Raw genomic sequence first — 20,210 nt, forward strand, 5'->3', positions numbered from 1 at the left:
TTTCTCAAATAAAATTACAATCTTTTAAGTATTTAAACGCAAGCATAATGGTGAAAATAGAAAATACAATTCCTAAAATTAAAGCCAAGAAAAAATTGTTGCTAGCCAATTTTTTTCGTTCTTCTTCATCAAAATAGGATTTCTCTCCTTTTTGTATTTGTAATAATTCTTTATCTGAGTTGATGTAATAAGTTATTGAATCTCCATATTTGATTTCCTTTTTAAAACTTTTTAAATCAAAAGAAGCTTGTACAAAAGAAGGAATATTGTAGTTAACCTCATCAATTTTTACAGATAAATAATTCCTTGAATGAGTTCCTTTTTTAACCGTGTGCTTGTATGATTCAAATACACCATGTTTCTTTATCATAACAGCATCAGTGTCGTTTGAAAAATAACTGTAAAACGCTATAATTGATACAAAAACGCCAACAATAACATAGAATAAAGATACTTTTTCCGAATCCTTCTTTGATTTCATGAACTAATTTTGAAAAACATCCTAACAACAAACAACTAGCAACCAGCAACCAAAAAAACTACCCATTATACCCAAAACGCTTTAACTGTTTTGCATTGCTACGCCAATTTTTGTTGACTTTTACATAGAGTTCGATATGAATTTGCTTTCCGAAGAAGGTTTCTAAGTCTTTTCGTGCTTGCATGCCTACGGTTTTGATAGCACTTCCTTTGTGTCCAATGATGATGCCTTTTTGCGTTTCACGTTCAACCATGATGACAGAGCGGATTCGGATAATGTCTTCTTCTTCAAAAAACTCTTCCGTTTCTACTTCAACTGCATACGGAATTTCTTTTTTGTAGTTGACCAAGATTTTCTCGCGAATGGTTTCGTTGACGAAAAAACGTTCCGGTTTGTCCGTTAATTGATCTTTTGGATAAAATGCTGGAGATTCTGGCAATAATTCAATAATTCTTGAAAATACTTGTGGTACGTTGAAGTTTTCCAATGCGGAAATCGGATAGATTTCTGCGGTTGGCACTTTTTCACGCCATATTTCCATTTGCTCTTCTAATTGTTCTTGAGAAGATTTGTCAATTTTATTCAACAATAATAATACAGGAATTTTACTGTTGACGATTTTCTTGAAGAAGGCTTCGTCTTTTAGACTTTTCTCACCAATTTCAACCATGTAGATTAATACATCAGCATCTTCAAAGGCAGACTTTACAAAGTCCATCATAGACGATTGTAGTTCGTACGCAGGCTTTATAATTCCTGGTGTATCGGAAAGAATGACTTGAAAATCATCACCATTCACGATTCCCAAAATTCGGTGACGTGTGGTTTGTGCTTTTGAGGTGATGATGGATAATTTTTCACCTACAAACGCATTCATCAAGGTTGATTTTCCAACATTTGGGTTTCCGATGATATTTACAAATCCTGCTTTGTGTGTCATAAATACGTGTTGTTTTTCACAATAAAATTGAACGACAAAAGTACGTATATTTATCAAGAAACCGACACTTTACGGTGTTTTTCATAAATCTGATTTTCAAACTATTATCCATTACATCACAGCCATTTACGCAACTTATTTTACACTTTTTGAAAAAAAATAGTTAAACTTGTAATTTTTAATAGTAATACTATTATATTTGTGTGATTCGTATGGATAATTTACAAGTACATATCGTCATTAGTGAAGAATTATACACTAAAAACCCTGAATCTTCGGAATTGGGAAAAAAGATTGTTTCGCGCAGTATTGAAATGATTGACGAACTAGGTTTTGAAGCGTTTACCTTTAAAAAATTAGGACAATCTATTGGCTCTAACGAGAGTTCTATTTACCGATATTTTGAGAGCAAACACATGTTATTGGTGTATTTAATTTGTTGGTATTGGAGCTGGATTGAGTACAAATTGGTCTTCGCCACAAACAATATTCCATCAAAGAAAGACAAATTAAAAGCCGCCATCGAAATTTTAACACGCAAAGTTGACGTTGACAATTCATTTTCTTATATTGACGAAATTATTCTGAATAGAATTATCATTGCTGAGTCGTCAAAAGCCTATCATACTAAGGATATTGACACTGAAAATGAAAAAGGATATTATCAAGTGTACAAGCGTGTCGTGCAACGTGTGAGTAACATGGTTGCTGATATCAATCCGTCGTTTGAATATCCTAATATGCTCATTTCTACTGTGATAGAAGGCGCACATCAGCAACGTTATTTTTCAAAACACCTACCGTCATTAACCGATGTAAAAAAAGGAAAAGACGCGATTATAAAATTCTATACAGATTTGGTTTTTAAAGTAATTAACTAATATGCAACAGGCGCACAAATATAGATTTTCACTGATAAGGCAATTTGCTTTTATGTTGGTGCTTTGTGCATTTTTTTTGCAACCAATTGTCAAAACTTACAGCTTTTTAACGGATGCTTCTTATGAACTTGTTGATTATGATGTTGAAGACGATTCTGAAAAAGAAACCAAAGATACTTCTGAAAAAGACGAAAAAGTAACGCACAATTCTGTGCATTTTATGCTCGCAAATACCAATTTATCTGTGTTGGATACGCACTTTTACATGCAGCGAATAGGTTTGTCATATAATATTGAAATATTGATTCCGCCTCCAGAAATAGGATCGTCTATTTCTATATACACCTTAATATAAAAGAGCTTTTTCACTATATTCTCACACTATTTAGTGAATCGTTTCAATTCTCACAAAAAAAATTAAAGCTAACAACGAATGGAAAACATGCGTTTTGTACGTCTTATTTTCAATTCACAAAACATTTACTATCATGCATAGTTCTAATAATCCATTTAAACATCTAAAGGCGGATTTTCCCGCAAGTATTATTGTATTCTTCGTTGCTCTCCCACTCTGTTTGGGTATTGCCGTTGCTAGTGGAGCAGAGCCTTTTGCGGGTTTAATTGCCGGAATTGTTGGAGGAATTGTTGTCGGAATCATGAGTGGTTCTCAAATTGGTGTAAGTGGTCCTGCTGCTGGTTTAACAGCGATTGTAATTGCAGCGATTGCTTCACTCGGATTCAAAGATTTTTTGGTTGCAGTTGTATTGGCAGGTGTCATTCAAATTGTTTTTGGCGTTTTAAAATTTGGAATTATTGGCTATTTTTTCCCTTCATCCGTCATTAAAGGAATGCTTACAGGAATTGGTATTATTATCATTTTGAAAGAAATTCCGCATTTTTTCGGATATGACAAAGACCCGCAAGGAGATTTCGCTTTTTTCCAAGTGGATGGAGAAAATACTTTTTCTGAAATTTTAAATACTATCAATCATATCAGTTTGGGCGCTACACTTATTGCTATAATCGGATTGGCAATTTTAATCTTATGGAATACGGTTTTATCTAAAAAAGGAAAGATTTTTCAGTTGATTCAAGGACCTTTGGTAGTGGTGGCTTTGGGAATTGTATATTTCGTATTAACGCAAGGAGATGCGACACTTGGTATTTCTGCTGAACACATGGTAAAAGTGCCAGTACCTGACGATTTTAATTCATTTTTAGGGCAATTCACCTTTCCAAACTTTGCTGCCATTAACAATCCTGAAGTACTCCTTGCAGCCTTTACAATGGCATTGGTAGCAAGTTTAGAAACTTTATTATGTGTAGAGGCGACAGATAAATTAGATCCTCTCAAACGTGTTACACCAACGAATAGAGAATTGCTCGCACAAGGAACTGGAAACGTGGTTTCTGGATTGATTGGCGGATTGCCAATTACACAAGTAATCGTGAGAAGTTCTGCCAATATTCAATCGGGCGGGCGCACCAAAATGTCTGCTATCATTCACGGTTTCTTATTGCTAATTTCTGTGATTTTAATTCCGAATTTATTGAATATGATTCCGCTTTCAGTATTAGCTGCAATATTGTTAATTGTAGGATATAAATTGGCAAAGCCGAAATTATTCAAGCAAATGTATCTAGCTGGTTGGAAACAGTTTGTTCCTTTTATTGTAACTGTTTTAGGAATTGTCTTTATTGATTTACTTTGGGGAATTGGACTCGGGCTTGCGGTTGGAATCGTAGTGATTTTATACAAAAGCTTCCAAAACTCACACTTTTTACATATTGAAGATAATAGCGAAGGAAAAGGCAAAATCAAAATGACATTTGCAGAAGAAGTAACGTTTTTTAACAAAGGTGCTATTTTGAAGGAATTAGACAGCATTCCAGAAAATTCCTTCTTAGAACTCGATGTGCGCAAAACACAATTTTTAGACAACGATATTATTGAAATTTTAGAAGATTTTTCAGAAAAAGCACGCAATAGGAATATTGATATCAAATTGATTTCTGAACGCGGCATAGTGGAAAATCCACCGAGTTTTATCAAGTTTTTTAAGTTAGAAAAAACTGCGTAAATTTCCATACTGATTTTTTACACACACCAAAACTTCTATAACACTAAAAAATACTATATGAAAGCACATACAAAAGAAACTCAGGATTCAATGACACCTGAAAAAGCGTTGCAATTTTTAAAAGAAGGAAATAAGCGATTTCAACAAAATTTGAAAGCAAACAGAAACCTTTTGCAACAAGTGAACGATACCCGAAATGGACAATTTCCGTTTGCTACCATTTTGAGCTGTATTGACTCTAGAGTGTCTGCCGAACTTGTGTTTGATCAAGGTTTGGGCGATATATTTAGCATTCGTATTGCAGGGAATTTTGTAAATGAAGATATTTTAGGCAGCATGGAATTTGCTTGTAAATTAGCAGGCACTAAAATTATTGTGGTATTAGGACATACCAGTTGTGGTGCCGTAAAAGGTGCGTGTGACCATGCGCGACTCGGAAATTTAACAGCACTCATCAAAAAAATTGAACCTGCTGTAGACGCCGTAAAAAAACCAACAGACGAAAGTCTTCGAAACTCAAAAAATTTAGATTTTGTCAATGAAGTAGCCGTTAAAAATGTGGAAATGACTATTGAAAACATTCGAAAGCAAAGTCCAATTTTGGCTGATATGGAACACGATGAAGACATTAAAATTGTGGGTGCCATGTACGATATTAGCAATGGAAAAGTGACCTTCTTATAAGAAGAATTTTTACATAAAAAATTACAAAAGCCAAAGTAACTTAAAAAAGTACTTTGGCTTTTCCTTTATATAAATCGTATCTTTACAAGGCTAAAAAAATTAAGAAAAAGAAAAAATCATGTTTGGAATCTTCAAAAAGAAAACGGAAAAAGAAAAACTTTACGAAAAGTACAATAAGCTTACCCAAGAAGCATTTAATCTTTCGACATCCAACCGAAAATTAAGCGACCAAAAAACAGCAGAAGCTGAGGAAATTATGAAGCGGATTGAAGCGTTGTAACATAGTTTCTTTCCTTAAAATCTATAGTCAAGTTGAATCATTGTATGTAACCTTTGTTACACCATAACAATTTTAAAAACCCTAATTTTGGATGTGAAAAAATTTCAGTACTTTATAAAACGCTAAATCACATCCAAATTACACTCCATGATTCAAGAACTCAAAGACAATTACGGACATCTTTTCGAAAAAGAACTTATCAATGAAATTGCCCAAGTAGGCACTTTTAAAGAAGTTCCTGCGGGATATACCATGATGGCGATTGGCGATTATATTCGCGGTGTACCTTTATTGATTTCTGGTGCCATCAAAGTAATGCGCGAAGACAAAGAAGGCGACGAACTCCTACTCTATTATTTGGAAAGTGGTGAAACCTGTTCCATGACGATGAATTGCTGTATGGGACATACCAAAAGTGAAATAAAAGCCGTTGCTGAGCAAGATACCAAACTCATTATGGTGCCTGTGCAAAAAATGGAAGAATGGACTGCCAAATACAAATCGTGGCGCGATTTTGTATTTCAAAGCTATCACAATCGTCTCAATGAAGTATTGCACATTTTAGATAGTGTTGCTTTTGAAAAAATGGATCAACGATTGGTCAATTATCTCAAAGAAAAAGTACGCATCAACGATTCCAATACCATTCAAAATACACATCAAGAAATTGCGTACGATTTACACAGTTCTAGAGTTGTTATATCACGACTCTTAAAAAAGCTTGAGCAAATGGGCGCGATAGAATTGCACAGAAATCATATCAAAATCATCGATTTAGAGTAAATATGTAACTTTTGTTACTGCGAGACTGAAACACATTACGGTTCTTTGCATCAACAAATACCTTAAAACACTATGGAAATACTTGGCTATATTAGCGCCTTGATTATTGGAATTTCTCTCGGACTTATTGGCGGTGGCGGCTCTATTTTAGCAGTTCCCGTGTTGGCATATCTTTTTTCCGTCAACGAAAAAATAGCAACAGCTTACTCACTATTTATTGTGGGAACCAGCGCGTTGGTCGGTGGATTAAAACAACATTTTAAAGGCTATGTAGATTGGCGTACTTCCATCGTTTTTGGAATTCCAGCCATCATTGGAGTGACGCTCGTTCGCTATTATGTAGTTCCTGCACTTCCAGATATTTTATTTACTGTTGGCGATTTCGAATTTACTCGCAGAATGGGCATGTTTGGTTTATTTGCCATACTAATGTTCCCTGCGGCGTTTTCGATGCTAAAAGAACGAAAAGAAAAAGACAACAGTGGAAATATCTCGTACAATTATCCACTAATTTTGATAGAAGGTTTGGTAGTAGGAGCCATTACAGGGATGATTGGTGCTGGCGGTGGATTTTTAATCATTCCTGCGCTAGTATTATTGGCAAATGTCGAAATGAAAGTTGCTGTGGGAACTTCGTTAGTCATTATTGCATTCAAATCGTTGCTAGGCTTCTTCTTAGGCGATGCATTAACGATGGAAATTGATTGGCAATTTTTAGCTATATTTACCACAATCTCTCTTGCTGGAATCTTTATTGGAAGCTATTTAGGAAATTTTATTGACGGGAAAAAACTCAAAAAAGGATTTGGTTATTTTATCTTTGTGATGGCAATTTTTATCTTTTACATGGAATTTTTCGTGAAGCAATAATGCACATTTGAGATACATCACAAAAAAACATAAAAGTACCATTTAAAAATACAATTCTGTAACACAAGTTACTGTAAATTAACTCTTAACAACGTATTTTTACAAAAAATTAAAAAATACTCTTATGAATATAGAACAAATATATACAGGCTGCCTTTCACAAGGTGCTTACTACATAGAAAGTAATGGCGAAGTTGCTATTATTGATCCATTACGCGAAGTACAACCGTATATTGACAAAGCGAAGCAACAAAACGCGACTATCAAATATATTTTTGAAACGCATTTTCATGCCGATTTTGTCAGCGGACACGTAACGCTAGCTCAAAAAACGGGGGCGCCTATCATTTATGGACCAAACGCAAATCCGACGTTTGACGCAATTATTGCCAAAGACCAGCAGGAATTTAAGTTAGGAAACATCACCATCATTGCACTGCATACGCCAGGACACACGATGGAAAGCACCTGTTATCTTTTACGCGACGAAAATGGAAAAGACCAGGCTTTGTTTAGTGGCGATACACTATTTTTAGGAGATGTTGGAAGACCTGACTTAGCGCAAAAATCAGGTTCTATTACGGTGGAAGACTTGGCAAGTCATTTGTATGATAGCTTGCGCGAAAAAATCATGCCGTTAGCAGATGATATCATGGTATATCCTGCGCATGGAGCTGGTTCTGCCTGTGGAAAAAACATGATGAAAGAAACGATGGATACGCTGGGCAATCAGAAGAAAATGAATTACGCGTTGCGCGAAGATATGACGCGAGCAGAATTTATTGAAGAAGTAACCGATGGTTTGTTGCCGCCTCCAAACTACTTCCCTGAAAACGTAAAACTCAATAAAGAAGGATACGATGATGTGTCAGAAGTATTAAAAAGAGGAACTACACCACTACTTCCAACTGAATTTGAAGTCATTGCCAATGAAACAAATGCTATCGTATTAGATGTTCGTCATCAAAATGAATTTGTGAAAGGACACATTCCGCGTTCCATCTTTATTGGTTTAGACGGTAGTTTTGCGCCGTGGGTTGGTGCGTTGATTGCAGATATTCAACAACCTATTTTACTCGTTGCACCTGAAGGTCGTGAAGAAGAAGCAGTAACACGTTTGTCAAGAGTCGGTTTTGACCATACATTAGGATATTTAAAAGGCGGATTTGACGCATGGAAAAAAGCTTCTAAAGAATATGACACTATGAGTTCTATTTCAGCAAAAACCTTTCAAGAAGCATACGACGATACACTTCCTGTTTTTGATGTGCGACGTGAAAGTGAATTTGCCTCAGAACATGTGTTGAAAGCAAAAAACACACCGTTAGATTATATCAATTCACACTTAGCGGAATTTCCGCAAGGAGAACCATTTTATGTGCATTGTGCAGGTGGTTACAGAAGCGTCATTGCAGCTTCCATATTAAAAAGTAGAGGCATTCATAACCTCGTCAATGTAGAAGGTGGATTTAAAGCCATCAAAGAAGCCAATATTCCGGTATCCGATTTTGTGTGCCCTTCTACCTTATAACATATACAATCGAGTGCAGTTGAACATAAAAGTGTTTGTAAAGTTTGGTGTAATAAAAAACCGATCAACTGTACTCGATATTTTATTTTAAAAAAACTTCCCAATGTAACTTTTGTTACTGCCCAAAAAGTCTAGTGCCATTATTTTTACGGCAAGAAAAAACTAAACCTAAATTTTATGTCATTTATAAACTCCTTGTTCAGTAAAAAAAGTGTTGCGACTGATGCGATTGAAATTCTAGATATTGATGCGTATAAAAAAGCAATTGCCGCAGATGATGTGCAGTTAGTAGATGTACGCACTATTGAAGAATACAACGCCGGACATATTGAAAATGCTAAAAATATCGACTTTTTTGACCATGCAAATTTCAATGAAAACTTTGCAGGTTTTGACCGTGAAAAACCGATGTATTTGTACTGTCGCTCAGGAAACAGAAGTCAGCGCGCTGCAAAAAAATTACTCGAAATAGGCTTTAAAAAAATATACGATTTAGAAGGCGGTTACAAAGCGTGGAGCTAAACTTGTTTTGACAACACCAAGGTTGTCATGCTTCGCAAATCTTGCACATTGGTACTTTTTACAGGCTCTAACAAGGAAAGTTGATGTGTGTTAAGCAATTCACTTAATAATTTGCGTGTTAGCAGAAATCGCTCAGTTCCATCTGGTAAAAAATAAACGCCGTTTTGTAAAGGTGTAGGGTTGCCTTCAATGCCAATATCGGAAGTCATTCGGATAAAGAGACTTCCACCTTTTTTCAACACACGCACCAATTCTGCAAACATGATTTTAAACTGTGTTTTGCTTTGCGCAAAATGCAATACTGCATTGCAAATAATATGGTCAAAAGTGGCTTCTGAAAACGGAATATTCTCTAATGAAGCTACTTGTATGCGCTCAGAATGTTGTGGATATGTTTCTTGAAGTTGTTGTATGTGTACTTCATTCGTATCAATCGCACAAAAAGAAATAGCACTTGTATCAAAATAGGACAAATTTCGACCGCTTCCGCAACCGGCATCCAATACAACATCGTTTTGCTGGTAGCGACCTTTTAAAATTTGATCGATGAGATAAATATCTGTATTTCCTATGATTTCCGTTAAAAGTTGTTGTTTCATGCCTAAAAATACGCGATATGTTTGTGATAACCTATATGCTAAAAAAAGTTTCCCTATTTTTAAATATTGTAACCAAAGTTACTTAGAACGTCAAATGATTTTCTTTCTTTTGTTAAAAAATAATACGTTATGAATTGGATATATGAACCATGGCCTTGGTATGTTTCTGGCTTTATGATTGCATTGATTATGTTTTTGCTAATTATGGTCGGAAAAAACTTTGGAATGTCTGGAAACCTACGCACCATGTGCACCATTTGTGGCGCAGGCAATAAAGCAGATTTTTTTCGTTTCGATTGGAAAGCACAACGCTGGAACTTAGTAGTTGTGTTGGGCGCTATTATTGGCGGATTTATTGCGCACGAGTTTTTAACGGTGGAAGAAGCCGTTGCCATCAATCCGAATACAGTTGCCGATTTGCAAGCGTTGGGATTTGAAAGTGCTGGAAAAGCTTATTTGCCAAACGAATTGTTTGATACGTCTGTGTTTACGGATATCAAAAGTCTTGCTCTTTTAATTATCGGCGGATTTTTAGTTGGTTTTGGTGCACGCTACGCTGGCGGATGTACTTCCGGACACGCCATTTCTGGTTTGAGCGACTTGCAATTGCCATCGTTAATTGCTGTTATTGGCTTCTTTATTGGCGGACTCATCATGATTCATTTTATTTTCCCTTTACTTTTTTAACACTATGAGAACTATTATATATCTACTTATCGGTATTGTCTTCGGAATTACCATGTTTAAATCGGAAGCAGCTTCTTGGTTTCGCATTTACGAAATGTTTAAATTTGAGGCGTTTCACATGTACGGAATTATTGGTGTAGCCGTAATTACGGGAGTGATTGGTACGTTTCTTATCAAGCGATTCCGAGTTCGTTCATTTTATGGAGAACCTATTAAATTCTATCCAAAAGAGAAAAAAGTAAAACGCTACTTATTCGGCGGAATTTTATTCGGATTGGGTTGGGCGTTGGCTGGTGCTTGTCCAGGACCCATGTTTACACTTGTAGGCGCAGGATTTACTCCAATTCTCGTCGTGATTGCCGCAGCATTGGCAGGAACGTTTATATATGGTTTATTGAAAGATAAGTTACCGCATTAAGTTAAGGGTGTTGGGTGTTAGGACGCTTTGCTTTTGGTTTTTTGTGTTAGACTAAAAACTAGCAAAACCTAAATCAACTTCTGCGATTTTGCCTTTTGCACCGCTTCCATTTTGTTGTGAACCTGAAGTTTTCGGTAAATGTTTTCAATATGTTTTCGAATGGTTCCTGATGAGATGAACAAATTTTCCGCGATTTCATTGTAGTTCAATCCTTTGCTCAATTGCAGTAATACATCCGTTTCGCGTTTGGTGAGTTTTACTTTCTCAATTTCTTCTTCACTTTCCGTGATTTGCAACGGATTTCGAAGCAAATTCAATGCTTTTAACGCAATACTTGGCGACATTGGCGCGCCGTCGTTGATGACTTCTAAAATGGATTTGTGAATGTTTTCTGCGTTGATTTCTTTCAACAAATAACCATCAGCGCCTGCTTGAATCGCTCTAAAAATATTCTCTTCATCATCAAACACCGTTAACATGATGATTTTGATTTGCGGATATTTTTCCTTGATGATTTCCGTAGCTTTAATCCCATCCATTTCAGGCATTTGAATGTCCATCAAAATTACATCTACGTTGTGATTGGCTTCCAATTTCCCCACCATTTCGGCACCATTCGCTGCTTTAAATTTAAACACAAAATCATCAAAAAACGATAACTTTTCAATCACAGCTTTTGCTAAAAAATGGTTGTCTTCCGCGATGGCAATTTTGAGTTTCATTGTTTTTTTTGGTTTTTGGTGTTGGGTGTTAGGTTTTGGGTATTGGGTATTTGTTTTTCGTTTTTTGTTTACTCTGAGCTTTTCGAAGTGTTGTTTGTTTTTCGTTGTTCGTCTAAAATCTTGACTCCTGACTCCTGATTCTAAATACCATACTTCACCACAATTTCAGTACCTTCTGACGGTTTTGAATTTACCTGAATTTCTGCATCAATTTCATCCATGCGTTTTTGCATATTGTAGAGTCCATTTCCTAATTGTACCGTTTCCTTTTCAAATCCGATACCGTCGTCTTTGATGCTGATGATGAGTTGCTTGTTTTCTTCTTTAAAATCGACTGTTACTAAGTTGGCATTGGCATATTTTAACGAATTATTGACCGCTTCTTGAATCACTCTAAACAAATGCATTCCTTGAATCGCCGTGAATTGCACTTCTGATGTCACTTCGTTGTTAAACTTAAATTTCATCTCTTGTTTGGCAACTTTTGCTTTTTCAATAAAGGCAAGTGTTCTGCTTTGTAAATCGGTCAGCGAAATTTCGTCTTTATTCATTGCCCAAATCGTGTCGCGTAACTGATCAATTGTGGCAGATGTAAATTCGCTAATGTAACTTAACTTGTCTTTAAACGCATCCGACGTGTCTTTGGAAGCGTATTTTAAATTGTCAATGGACGAAATGATAAACGACAACTGCGCGCCAATATTATCGTGTAAATCGCGCGAAATTCGCAAACGTTGTTCTTGCAATTTGTTTTGAGTTTCCACTTCTTTCAGCGCCACTTTGAGCTTGTTTTCTTTGATTAACTGCGCATTTTTCAGCTTCTGCTGATTGTAAAACACATAGCCCAAAATCAAGATTAATAACGCCAATCCTAACACAGCGTAAATTTGATATTGGCGTGTTTGCAGCAATAATTCTTTTTCGGCAATATCGGCGCGTTGTTTTAAAATTTCACGTTCTTTTTCGGCAGTTTTATATTTCGTTTGCATTTCTGAAATGCCATCTGCAAATCGTTTATCAAAATTTTTAATCATCAATGAGTGAATAGAATCACCCAATTTACTAGCAGCCTCGTAGTTCTTTTGCAGCATTAACAAACGTTTCTTTTCCATGTAGGCATAGAACAACGCAGAATTTTCATTGGATTCTTTATAGGTAGCAATGGCTTTGTCGAACATTTTTCCAGCTTGCGCGTATTGTTTTTTATCCGTGAGTTGATTTCCCTTTTTGATGAGAGCGAAGCCTTCTTGTGCTAAGTTTTTGTCTTTTTTGGCGTAATAAATAGCACTATCGAGCAATTTTAGGATTTTCTCCTTCTCTTTTAGTTGATTGTACGCTTCGGCGAGCAGGCTATAATTGGACGCTAATTTTGTATAATTGTTTGCCTTTTTATTAATATCGATTGCTTTTCTGAGTTTGGCAACCGCATCTTGAAGCAACTCATCGTCTTTTTGCTGCATGCCCAATTCAATATTGACTGCTGCAATGTTTGCCAAAGCACTTGTTGCCAAATCTTCACTGACGTGTTGTTTGTTTTCAATAACCTCTAACATTGCTTCTTTGGTGTCTTCTCGGCGATTGACGTAATAATAGCAAATCCCGATTTTATAACGTCCGCGATAGTAGTTTTTGTAATCGTTTTGAAGTTTGAAAAATTCGGTTGCCTTCAACAAAACTTTCATGGCTTTGTCAGATTCAACATTGCGCGTAAGTAACGAACCGTGAATTAAATCCACTCTGTAATGATAAGATGAGTCTTGTAGAATGGGAAGCAGTTTGTCTAACTTTTCAGCATACACCCGCATAGAGTCAAACACTCGTTTTTGGTTAAAATCTTCACTTTTTTGCTCGTATTTTTCAAACAGTACTTTGGCCTCTTCCATCGTTATAGCTGCATCTTGCGCCATTGCAAATATTGAGAGTAAAAGAAAAAATATGAGTCTGTGTAATTTCATCTTTATAAAGATAGAAAAGTTTTGATTGGTTTTGTTGTTGCGTGATATACTAACTATAATAGCTTATATTAGATGTCAAATCGAGTGTAGTCGAGATTCTACGTAAAATTTTGTTTTGTTAGTGTTCTCGACTGCGCTTGAACTGACACGTTTTGATTTTTGATTAAACTATAAGTATTGTATTTTCTAAAATCGAACTCACCTTTATATTACAATATTCTCACTTTTTTGCTGATTTTCCAATACGATGAGTTGCGTATATTTTTTTAATTGATAGATGAAATGATTGAAGAATTGAAAGATTGTTTTTTATAAAATCTGAAATCGAAAGTATTGATCAACCAAAATAATCAACCAACTCATGACTAGAATCGTTAGAATTGTCCATAGTTGAAATTTCCATCCGAGTTTGTATTTTTTGCTGATGCTATACACCAACATAAATAGAAAAATGCTGATAATGATTGATAGTGTATGCGTGCCAATGCCTAAGTAGTGTCCAAAACGTGCTTCATCATTTGGGCTTAAAAAGTTCATCGCTCCAGCTAAAAATCGCATGTAAAATGCTGTTAATAATAGCGGATATAGGTATTTGTTCCAATGTTTTGTAAGCAAAAAATAGCACAGTATGCCTTGCAAAACGGTGATGATTGGTCCCGAAATAGCGATGATAGCTTGATGATTTTCTGTAGGATGCACACCATATTGCGGTCGCACACCGTTGAGTTGCATCACAGCTTCGTAGCCTAGCAATTCGCTTGTAAGCCAATGTGTAAATTCATGAACAAACCAGGTAAAAAGCACTACAAATAGTACATTTGCAATGTATTTGACTGTGATTTTTTGGTTGTTCATGTACTGTAATCGTTTATGTTTTTGTGTAGATTTTTTTGAAGATAAAATCTATGATGATTGAAAATACAATATATATAATTAAATATTTAGGCAATTCCATAAAACCAAAGAAAGCGCCGTAACTTTCGCGTCCGCTTGCATACGGATTTCCGATGGCAGCATCAATCCAAAACGTAGCGAGTAATAGCATGAATAGAAATGCAATCGGAATGGCAATAGCGCCAAAAATAGCGACCACTGAGATTCGCTTTTCAGGATGCTTTCTGCGGAAGCGTACCATTTTCCACACATGAAATAGCACAAAAATACTGATCATGAGAATTGCCAACCAAAACGATTCGAGCTTGAGTAAGACTTTGGCAAAACTACTCAAGGTAGGAATGCGCGTGATGCGAATGATGTCAACTGGCATTTCTTCAAATCGAAAATTGATGATTCCATTACTGGTTTTGCTATTGTTTTCGCCTAAATTGGTAGTAATTGTATCTTTTACCTTGCTAGCATCAATCGTGATATTAAGCGTTCCAAACGATTTCCAATATTTTGCTGGCGCCAATGCATAGCGAAAACTGTCTTCGTTGAGTCGGTTGTGTTTGTAACGCCAATTGGTCGCTTTGTAACGCACGTTGATTTTGTGCATTCCTTCAGCGATATCGGTTTCAAAGTATAGAAAATCATTTAGAGAAATTCGGTCAGTTCTACCGTATTGAAATTCATTTTCCAGATGGCGAATTGCTTTTTTATCTTCGCTATAGAGATAGTGAAAATTGGTGAGTTTTTCTTTGTCAGCACCATACAAATCCCAAAAGTCTTCTTGCGATTGCAGCGTTATTTTCTTGCCATCAATGGTTACTTCAAAATCTTTGTAATATTCTGATGCGTAGAAGAGTAACGGAATTTGTGTACCGCTTTTTTCAGCTTTGATGTAATATTCAATCTCAAAAACAGCATATTCAAAGTTTTCACCCAACGTAATCCGTAAATTTTCATGTTGAATGTGCACGTGTTCGCTGATAAACGGACGCGTTCCCAACGTTCCTTCTTGCACAGGCGAAGCCATATTTGCGCGAAGCAACACTACATTTAAAAAACACAGTAAAAAAAGTTTTGTTTTCATGATGCTGTTTTGTTTCTCGTTCGTTTTAAAAATAAAGAGGCTGCCAAAAACAGCGTTTTGAGCAACCTCTTTCAACGACTAACTGGTTTATTTGAGATATGTAAACGAATTCCAAATGGTTGATACAGTGAGTTTGTCTTTAAAGTCATCGTATGTTTTTGCCGCTTGGTCATCGCGCGCTGCCATAAGCATGATGATGTGCGTGTTGCCATACGGATTGGGTTTGATGATAATATTGAACAGATAGTTTCCTACGAATTCATCTGACATTCCTTCTTTCATGGTTCCTATGGTTCGTAATGAAATGTATTCTTCTCCATCAAATTCAAACGTTCCTATTTCATCATTTTCAATACTGTAACCACCTCGTTTGAGCATGTCACGAATTTGTTTTAGGAATGATATTCCGCTTTCTTCTAGGTTCATTCCGTCTAGTGAAATGTATCCAAACGAGTACATTTCTGTTACAACTTCATCTTCCCCTATTTTTTGAACCATTCCGTAAGAGGAATTTTTCTTGCCTTCTTCGGGTTTGGTAAATTTTAAATTTTTAGGAATATCTACTTTGAAATGTACTTCTGGCTTGTCTATTTTTTCAGCAAATTCAGGTGTTACTTCATAGGTTTCCACTTCAACTTTTGGAGTGTTTTTTTGCTTGTCTGTACATTGTACTAAACACAGGCATATACTAAGCACAAAGGCAATAGTGATAATTTTTTTCATTGAATATTGATGTTAATTTTAGTAATCTTTGACTTTTGAGCCTTTGTTGTTGAACACACCGCGCACCTTGTTTCCTGATTTTTTGTACTTCATAATTCCGAGTCCGTCAATGCGGTCGTTGACAAACATCCCTTTGAATACAGAACCATCTACGTACGTGTACAGTCCGTAACCATTACGTTTTCCATCGGAAGTATACGTTCCTGTATACGAGCTGTTGTTATTCCACTTATAGGTTCCTATTTTAGTTCGGCTTCCATTTTGGAAGAATCCTAAATAGACATCTCCGTTGTTGTAGGTGAACTTCCCAAATCCGTTAGAGCAATCGCCTTCGCATTTTCGCAAACTTTTTCCAGCCAAGTAATCCGTATCTAGTTTGGTTACGAGCTTTCCATCTTTAAAAATTCCCGCAGAAACTACCTCGTTATTGCTGTTGATGGTATATCCGTAACCTTCTTGCTTTCCATCTTTCCATTCACCGATATAAGCATTTCCGGTAGACCATTTGTAAAAACCAGTTCCATCGCGACGGTTATTTTTGTATTCTCCGTGATAATACGAGCCATTTGGATATGTAATGTAGGCAACACCTTCAATTGCAGCGTCTTTAAAGGTTGCTTCGGTGAGAATTTCTCCAACTTTTACCTTTCCCCAACCATTTTTGCAGTCACCGTCTATACAGTCTAAACCGCTAGATGATTTTTTTTCTGTAGTTGATGTTGTGGTATTTGTTGTAGTTGTAGTTGTGCTGCTTGAGTTTCCGTCTAATTCGCCTTCGTACAGTTTTCCTTTGAGCACTTCATTGTTTCCTGCCATTCGGAAACCTAGCAATACATACGTTGGTTTATCGTCGATAAAAATAACAGGATCACCATTGGTAAGATATTCAAAGCGTGCTTTTTTGTAGTCGATGTGTTTCCCTTTGACTACGATAAAGAAATTTTCTTTTTCCAATTCTCGCGTGTAGTATATGGATTGCGTGTCAGAAGAAAGCAATTCCATTCGCTTTATGTTTTGGTCTTTGATATTTTGGTAATTGCGGATGATGTATGTTCTTCCTAAGGATTTATCTACGCGATAATCAATCATGTGTGGTCCTAGGAACGAAAAATCGCGCGATTTCACACGGTTATAGCCATGAACATAATTGATAAACTTCCCATCATACACATAGTTCAGATATGGATGCCCTTTTAGAAGTGTATTTGTAACTGGGATTCTAGTTTCCAAAGTATGATTTTCTGGAATGATGTTTTTAACAGCGTAGTACGTTTGCGTCAATCCGTCGTACACTACTTTTTCGTTTGGCGCTACACCTTTGCTGATAGCGATATCTGTACAACGTTTTCCGTTTACATACACTGTTTCCGCTTTTTTAGAGTTTTCTGAGATTTTATAGTATCCATATTCTATTTTTTGCGGTCTGTTAGCATCACTGTAGTAGCGATTTACGGTTTCAAAATGTTTTGCATCTGGCTTGTCTGCGTCGTAAAAATCAATTTTATTTCCTTTGTCATCTACTTCTACGATGTAGCGATATGTTCCTGAAGTAACCTCTTCTTTCACCAAAAAACCATTGAGATAGTACGATGTTCCTGTAAAACCTGCACGATTATTGGCGTATTTATATTCCATCTTTACTACTAGCGTATCTCCTTGTTTACTGTAGGTAAAGATGCGTTCTTGGTCAAATTTCCCTTTTTTATTGATGACTGTTTTTATGATTCGATTGCGATTGTCATACGTATATGTTTTTTCATCGCCGTACGAACTTTTTTCATATACCAACAAGTTTTTGTTGTTGAATTGATAATTCGTCGTACTTCCGCTTTTGTATTGAAATTTTATGATATTTCCTTGCGCGTCGTATTCGAAAGTATCATCGTAATTGTTTCCTGTTATTCTGCCATTGGTGTCATAGTAATACCGTGTTCCGTAGTTGTAGGTTAAATTTCCTTGCTTGTCAAAAATCTTTCCTGCGGAAGCATAAATATCGCCGCGCAAAAAGAAATGCTCTTTTTTGTGCTTAAAACCTATTGGGTTTCGCGGCGCATTGTTCATATCAACGGTTTGCGCTATTGTCAATTGACAGATAAAACTAAAAAGAATGCTAAATACTATAGTCTTCATTGTGTATGTATTGATATTATTCATTTTTAAATTACTTTGAGTGTGTTCATTAAATCATCGCACAAATGCACTTTTACAGGCAAATTACTAAATACTTTTTTGGATAGTTCGCTTTTGAATAGTGTTACCATACCTATTGTCGCGTCGTCATTGATTCTGTATTTATTGATGACCATTTTAAAGATGTATGTCATACTTTCTCTGTCTAACACTACCGTTTTTCGCACGTCATGCGTGGCGAAACCATAGTCAATTAAAAACTCTTTTAGTTTTTCAGCATCATCTGGCATGACTTTGTTTGTGTAACGAATTTCGGTAGCATTTGCCATGATTAATTTAGGAGCATCTTTGAGTTTATATACTCGTAAGGTGTTAAAATAGTTATCACACAAATACAAATCAACTGGCAAATTCATATACTGAGAAAGTTCTTTAGGGAAATAGGTAAAGACATTTTCTAGCGATTCATTGTTTAGATTTTCTTGGTTGATTACCATCTTAAAAAGATACGAGTCACCTTCTTTCACAAACTGAACCGATTTTAGCTCGCCATTCGTAAATCCGGATGTTACAAGGCTTTCTCCGAGTTTGTCAACTTCTGCTTCAGTGATGCCATCTTTGTAATAAATTTCAGTTCCATCAAACACTTTCTTTTCTCCAAAATTTGTGCAAGAAGTAACGAATGCAGCTATAAAAAGTATAATGCCAAGTTTTTTCACGTGTATTTATTGATATTTTGGTTATATCCAAAATTGCTATTTTTCAACGGTTTATGAAATACGAAGAATTGCGTATTTTTTTACGTACTCATTATACGACGCTTTCTTCATAAAATATCTCTAGAATGCATTTAAGATAAAATTGTTTCATCATACAAAACATATTACTTCACGTTGCACAAATACGAGCATTTTATCATTTAAAACCCTAATTTACTATTTATCAAACACATACCCAACACCACAATACTATAAAAAATAATACTTCATTTCATTTTGTTTAGCTGTGTAAAATAAGGAAATAAACAGATACAATCCTCTGAATGCACAATCGAGTACTAATACTCGTAAAATACGAATAGAATATTCCTACATTCAACACTTATTAATATTTAAAATAAAAAACTATGATTCAATCCAATTCTAAGCTATTAAATTACATTCATGTGTTGATGACAGACGACGATGCACTGAATAAATTCTTAATAGATCCTATTACCGATGCCGAGGGACAGTACGGCATTACCAAAGCAGAACGCGCAGTTCTTCGAAGAACCGTGGCACATTTGAGTAATAAATCTAAAAACGGATACACGGTTTCCAGACATTTAGGCTCGTACAGACGTTCGTTGCGTTTGTTGCAAAATGTACTGCATCATGTGGGTTCCAAAATGGTACAAGATCTTACAGAAGCAAGTGATTCGTCAGAAGGAACATATACATTTTCTATGATTTTCAACTTGCCAAATACCAATGGCCCTGTTAATTTTACTTGTGAAACCAACGCTGCTGTTGAAAAGTATGGCGGACCGTATGCTTGGGCAACGCCTTCGTATGTAGTCACGCTCAACAACCCGAATCCGACAGTGAAGGAAGTGTACGATGCGGTAAATGCTAACTATTTTTCAAGTCCTGTAATGCCGTACAAAACGGTTACTATTGGCGGAGAGGAATACGTTTCTGAAATTATTCCACTAAGCACGTATCCAATTACGGCTGATTTGAGCAATTCTTGTTACGATTTATCGAAAAACCCAAATGCTGACTTTGTTTTTTGGTTTTATTCCATTAATGGGAAAGCAAATCCGTCAACTTCTGGCGCCATTGGTAAATCGTTTGCAACCAAAACATTACAACCAAACGACACCGTGTACTGGCAATTGATAGCTCCTGATGCTACCTACGGTTTTCAACCTTGCGCTGGCACAGAAGGTACAGAATACAATATGTAA

At 36.0% G+C, this 20,210-nt stretch carries 22 protein-coding genes; 12 read left to right on the top strand and 10 right to left on the bottom strand.

From position 1 onward, the window contains the following. Positions 1-4: 4 nt before the first annotated feature. Both C8N46_RS18745 and era read right to left on the bottom strand, forming a co-directional pair. Positions 5-481: a hypothetical protein gene (locus C8N46_RS18745; RefSeq protein WP_108116642.1), complete on the bottom strand. Its 477-nt coding sequence runs from the start codon at positions 479-481 to the stop codon at positions 5-7. Positions 482-539: 58 nt separating this feature from the next. Beyond that, entirely contained in the window at positions 540-1,421 is an 882-nt protein-coding gene (era, locus tag C8N46_RS18750) for a GTPase Era (RefSeq protein ID WP_108116643.1), read from the bottom strand. Positions 1,422-1,633: 212 nt separating this feature from the next. Between era and C8N46_RS18755 the strand changes: the two genes are divergently transcribed. The 9 genes from C8N46_RS18755 (at position 1,634) to C8N46_RS18795 (ending at position 9,053) form a co-directional block, all read left to right on the top strand. Further along, the gene (locus tag C8N46_RS18755; RefSeq protein ID WP_108116644.1) at positions 1,634-2,302 is read left to right on the top strand and encodes a TetR/AcrR family transcriptional regulator; all 669 of its coding nucleotides are present in this window, start codon (positions 1,634-1,636) and stop codon (positions 2,300-2,302) included. A 1-nt stretch (position 2,303) separates the two neighbouring features. Continuing rightward, a complete protein-coding gene (locus C8N46_RS18760; RefSeq protein ID WP_146169886.1) occupies positions 2,304-2,657 on the top strand; it encodes a hypothetical protein in 354 nt (117 codons plus the stop codon). A gap of 133 nt (positions 2,658-2,790) precedes the next feature. After that, positions 2,791-4,383 carry a SulP family inorganic anion transporter gene (locus C8N46_RS18765; RefSeq protein WP_108116646.1) on the top strand — a complete coding sequence of 531 codons (1,593 nt, stop codon included), beginning with the start codon at positions 2,791-2,793 and terminating at the stop codon, positions 4,381-4,383. 57 nt (positions 4,384-4,440) lie between these two features. Further along, positions 4,441-5,067, top strand: coding sequence for a carbonic anhydrase family protein (locus tag C8N46_RS18770; protein WP_108116647.1), 627 nt, complete (start codon positions 4,441-4,443; stop codon positions 5,065-5,067). A gap of 118 nt (positions 5,068-5,185) precedes the next feature. After that, entirely contained in the window at positions 5,186-5,347 is a 162-nt protein-coding gene (locus C8N46_RS18775; RefSeq protein WP_108116648.1) for a Lacal_2735 family protein, read from the top strand. 147 nt (positions 5,348-5,494) lie between these two features. After that, positions 5,495-6,130: a Crp/Fnr family transcriptional regulator gene (locus C8N46_RS18780; RefSeq protein WP_108116649.1), complete on the top strand. Its 636-nt coding sequence runs from the start codon at positions 5,495-5,497 to the stop codon at positions 6,128-6,130. Positions 6,131-6,202: 72 nt separating this feature from the next. Continuing rightward, positions 6,203-7,000: a sulfite exporter TauE/SafE family protein gene (locus C8N46_RS18785; protein ID WP_108116650.1), complete on the top strand. Its 798-nt coding sequence runs from the start codon at positions 6,203-6,205 to the stop codon at positions 6,998-7,000. A 124-nt stretch (positions 7,001-7,124) separates the two neighbouring features. After that, positions 7,125-8,531, top strand: a complete 1,407-nt coding sequence (locus tag C8N46_RS18790; protein ID WP_108116651.1) for an MBL fold metallo-hydrolase — start codon at positions 7,125-7,127, stop codon at positions 8,529-8,531. Between the two features lie 177 nt (positions 8,532-8,708). Then, on the top strand, positions 8,709-9,053 hold the full coding sequence (locus C8N46_RS18795) for a rhodanese-like domain-containing protein (RefSeq protein WP_108116652.1): 345 nt from the start codon (positions 8,709-8,711) through the stop codon (positions 9,051-9,053). Here the strand turns inward: C8N46_RS18795 and C8N46_RS18800 are convergent. Beyond that, the gene (locus C8N46_RS18800; RefSeq protein WP_108116653.1) at positions 9,050-9,652 is read right to left on the bottom strand and encodes a class I SAM-dependent methyltransferase; all 603 of its coding nucleotides are present in this window, start codon (positions 9,650-9,652) and stop codon (positions 9,050-9,052) included. The two genes, C8N46_RS18795 and C8N46_RS18800, sit on opposite strands and share 4 nt — an antisense overlap. A 129-nt stretch (positions 9,653-9,781) precedes the next feature. On the opposite strand from C8N46_RS18800, the gene C8N46_RS18805 reads away from it, so the two are divergent. Next, positions 9,782-10,339, top strand: coding sequence for a YeeE/YedE family protein (locus tag C8N46_RS18805; protein WP_108116654.1), 558 nt, complete (start codon positions 9,782-9,784; stop codon positions 10,337-10,339). A gap of 4 nt (positions 10,340-10,343) precedes the next feature. Beyond that, the gene (locus tag C8N46_RS18810) at positions 10,344-10,757 is read left to right on the top strand and encodes a DUF6691 family protein (RefSeq protein ID WP_108116655.1); all 414 of its coding nucleotides are present in this window, start codon (positions 10,344-10,346) and stop codon (positions 10,755-10,757) included. 68 nt (positions 10,758-10,825) lie between these two features. Here C8N46_RS18810 and C8N46_RS18815 read toward each other — a convergent pair whose 3' ends face one another. The 7 genes from C8N46_RS18815 to C8N46_RS18845 all read right to left on the bottom strand — a co-directional run bounded on the left by C8N46_RS18815 (position 10,826) and on the right by C8N46_RS18845 (position 18,978). After that, positions 10,826-11,479 (bottom strand): response regulator transcription factor, encoded by a 654-nt coding sequence (locus C8N46_RS18815; protein WP_108116656.1) that lies wholly within the window; start codon positions 11,477-11,479, stop codon positions 10,826-10,828. A 140-nt stretch (positions 11,480-11,619) separates the two neighbouring features. Then, on the bottom strand, positions 11,620-13,434 hold the full coding sequence (locus C8N46_RS18820) for a tetratricopeptide repeat-containing sensor histidine kinase (protein WP_108116657.1): 1,815 nt from the start codon (positions 13,432-13,434) through the stop codon (positions 11,620-11,622). Between the two features lie 309 nt (positions 13,435-13,743). Beyond that, entirely contained in the window at positions 13,744-14,289 is a 546-nt protein-coding gene (locus C8N46_RS18825; RefSeq protein ID WP_108116658.1) for a hypothetical protein, read from the bottom strand. Positions 14,290-14,302: 13 nt separating this feature from the next. Further along, on the bottom strand, positions 14,303-15,406 hold the full coding sequence (locus C8N46_RS18830) for a hypothetical protein (protein WP_108116659.1): 1,104 nt from the start codon (positions 15,404-15,406) through the stop codon (positions 14,303-14,305). 87 nt (positions 15,407-15,493) lie between these two features. Continuing rightward, the gene (locus tag C8N46_RS18835; protein ID WP_108116660.1) at positions 15,494-16,129 is read right to left on the bottom strand and encodes a hypothetical protein; all 636 of its coding nucleotides are present in this window, start codon (positions 16,127-16,129) and stop codon (positions 15,494-15,496) included. Between the two features lie 18 nt (positions 16,130-16,147). After that, positions 16,148-18,259 (bottom strand): MORN motif precursor, encoded by a 2,112-nt coding sequence (locus tag C8N46_RS18840; RefSeq protein ID WP_108116702.1) that lies wholly within the window; start codon positions 18,257-18,259, stop codon positions 16,148-16,150. Positions 18,260-18,285: 26 nt separating this feature from the next. Beyond that, a complete protein-coding gene (locus C8N46_RS18845) occupies positions 18,286-18,978 on the bottom strand; it encodes a hypothetical protein (RefSeq protein WP_108116661.1) in 693 nt (230 codons plus the stop codon). Positions 18,979-19,385: 407 nt separating this feature from the next. Between C8N46_RS18845 and C8N46_RS18850 the strand changes: the two genes are divergently transcribed. Next, entirely contained in the window at positions 19,386-20,210 is an 825-nt protein-coding gene (locus C8N46_RS18850; RefSeq protein ID WP_108116662.1) for a hypothetical protein, read from the top strand.

The organism is Kordia periserrulae (assembly GCF_003054265.1).
GTDB lineage: Bacteria > Bacteroidota > Bacteroidia > Flavobacteriales > Flavobacteriaceae > Kordia > Kordia periserrulae.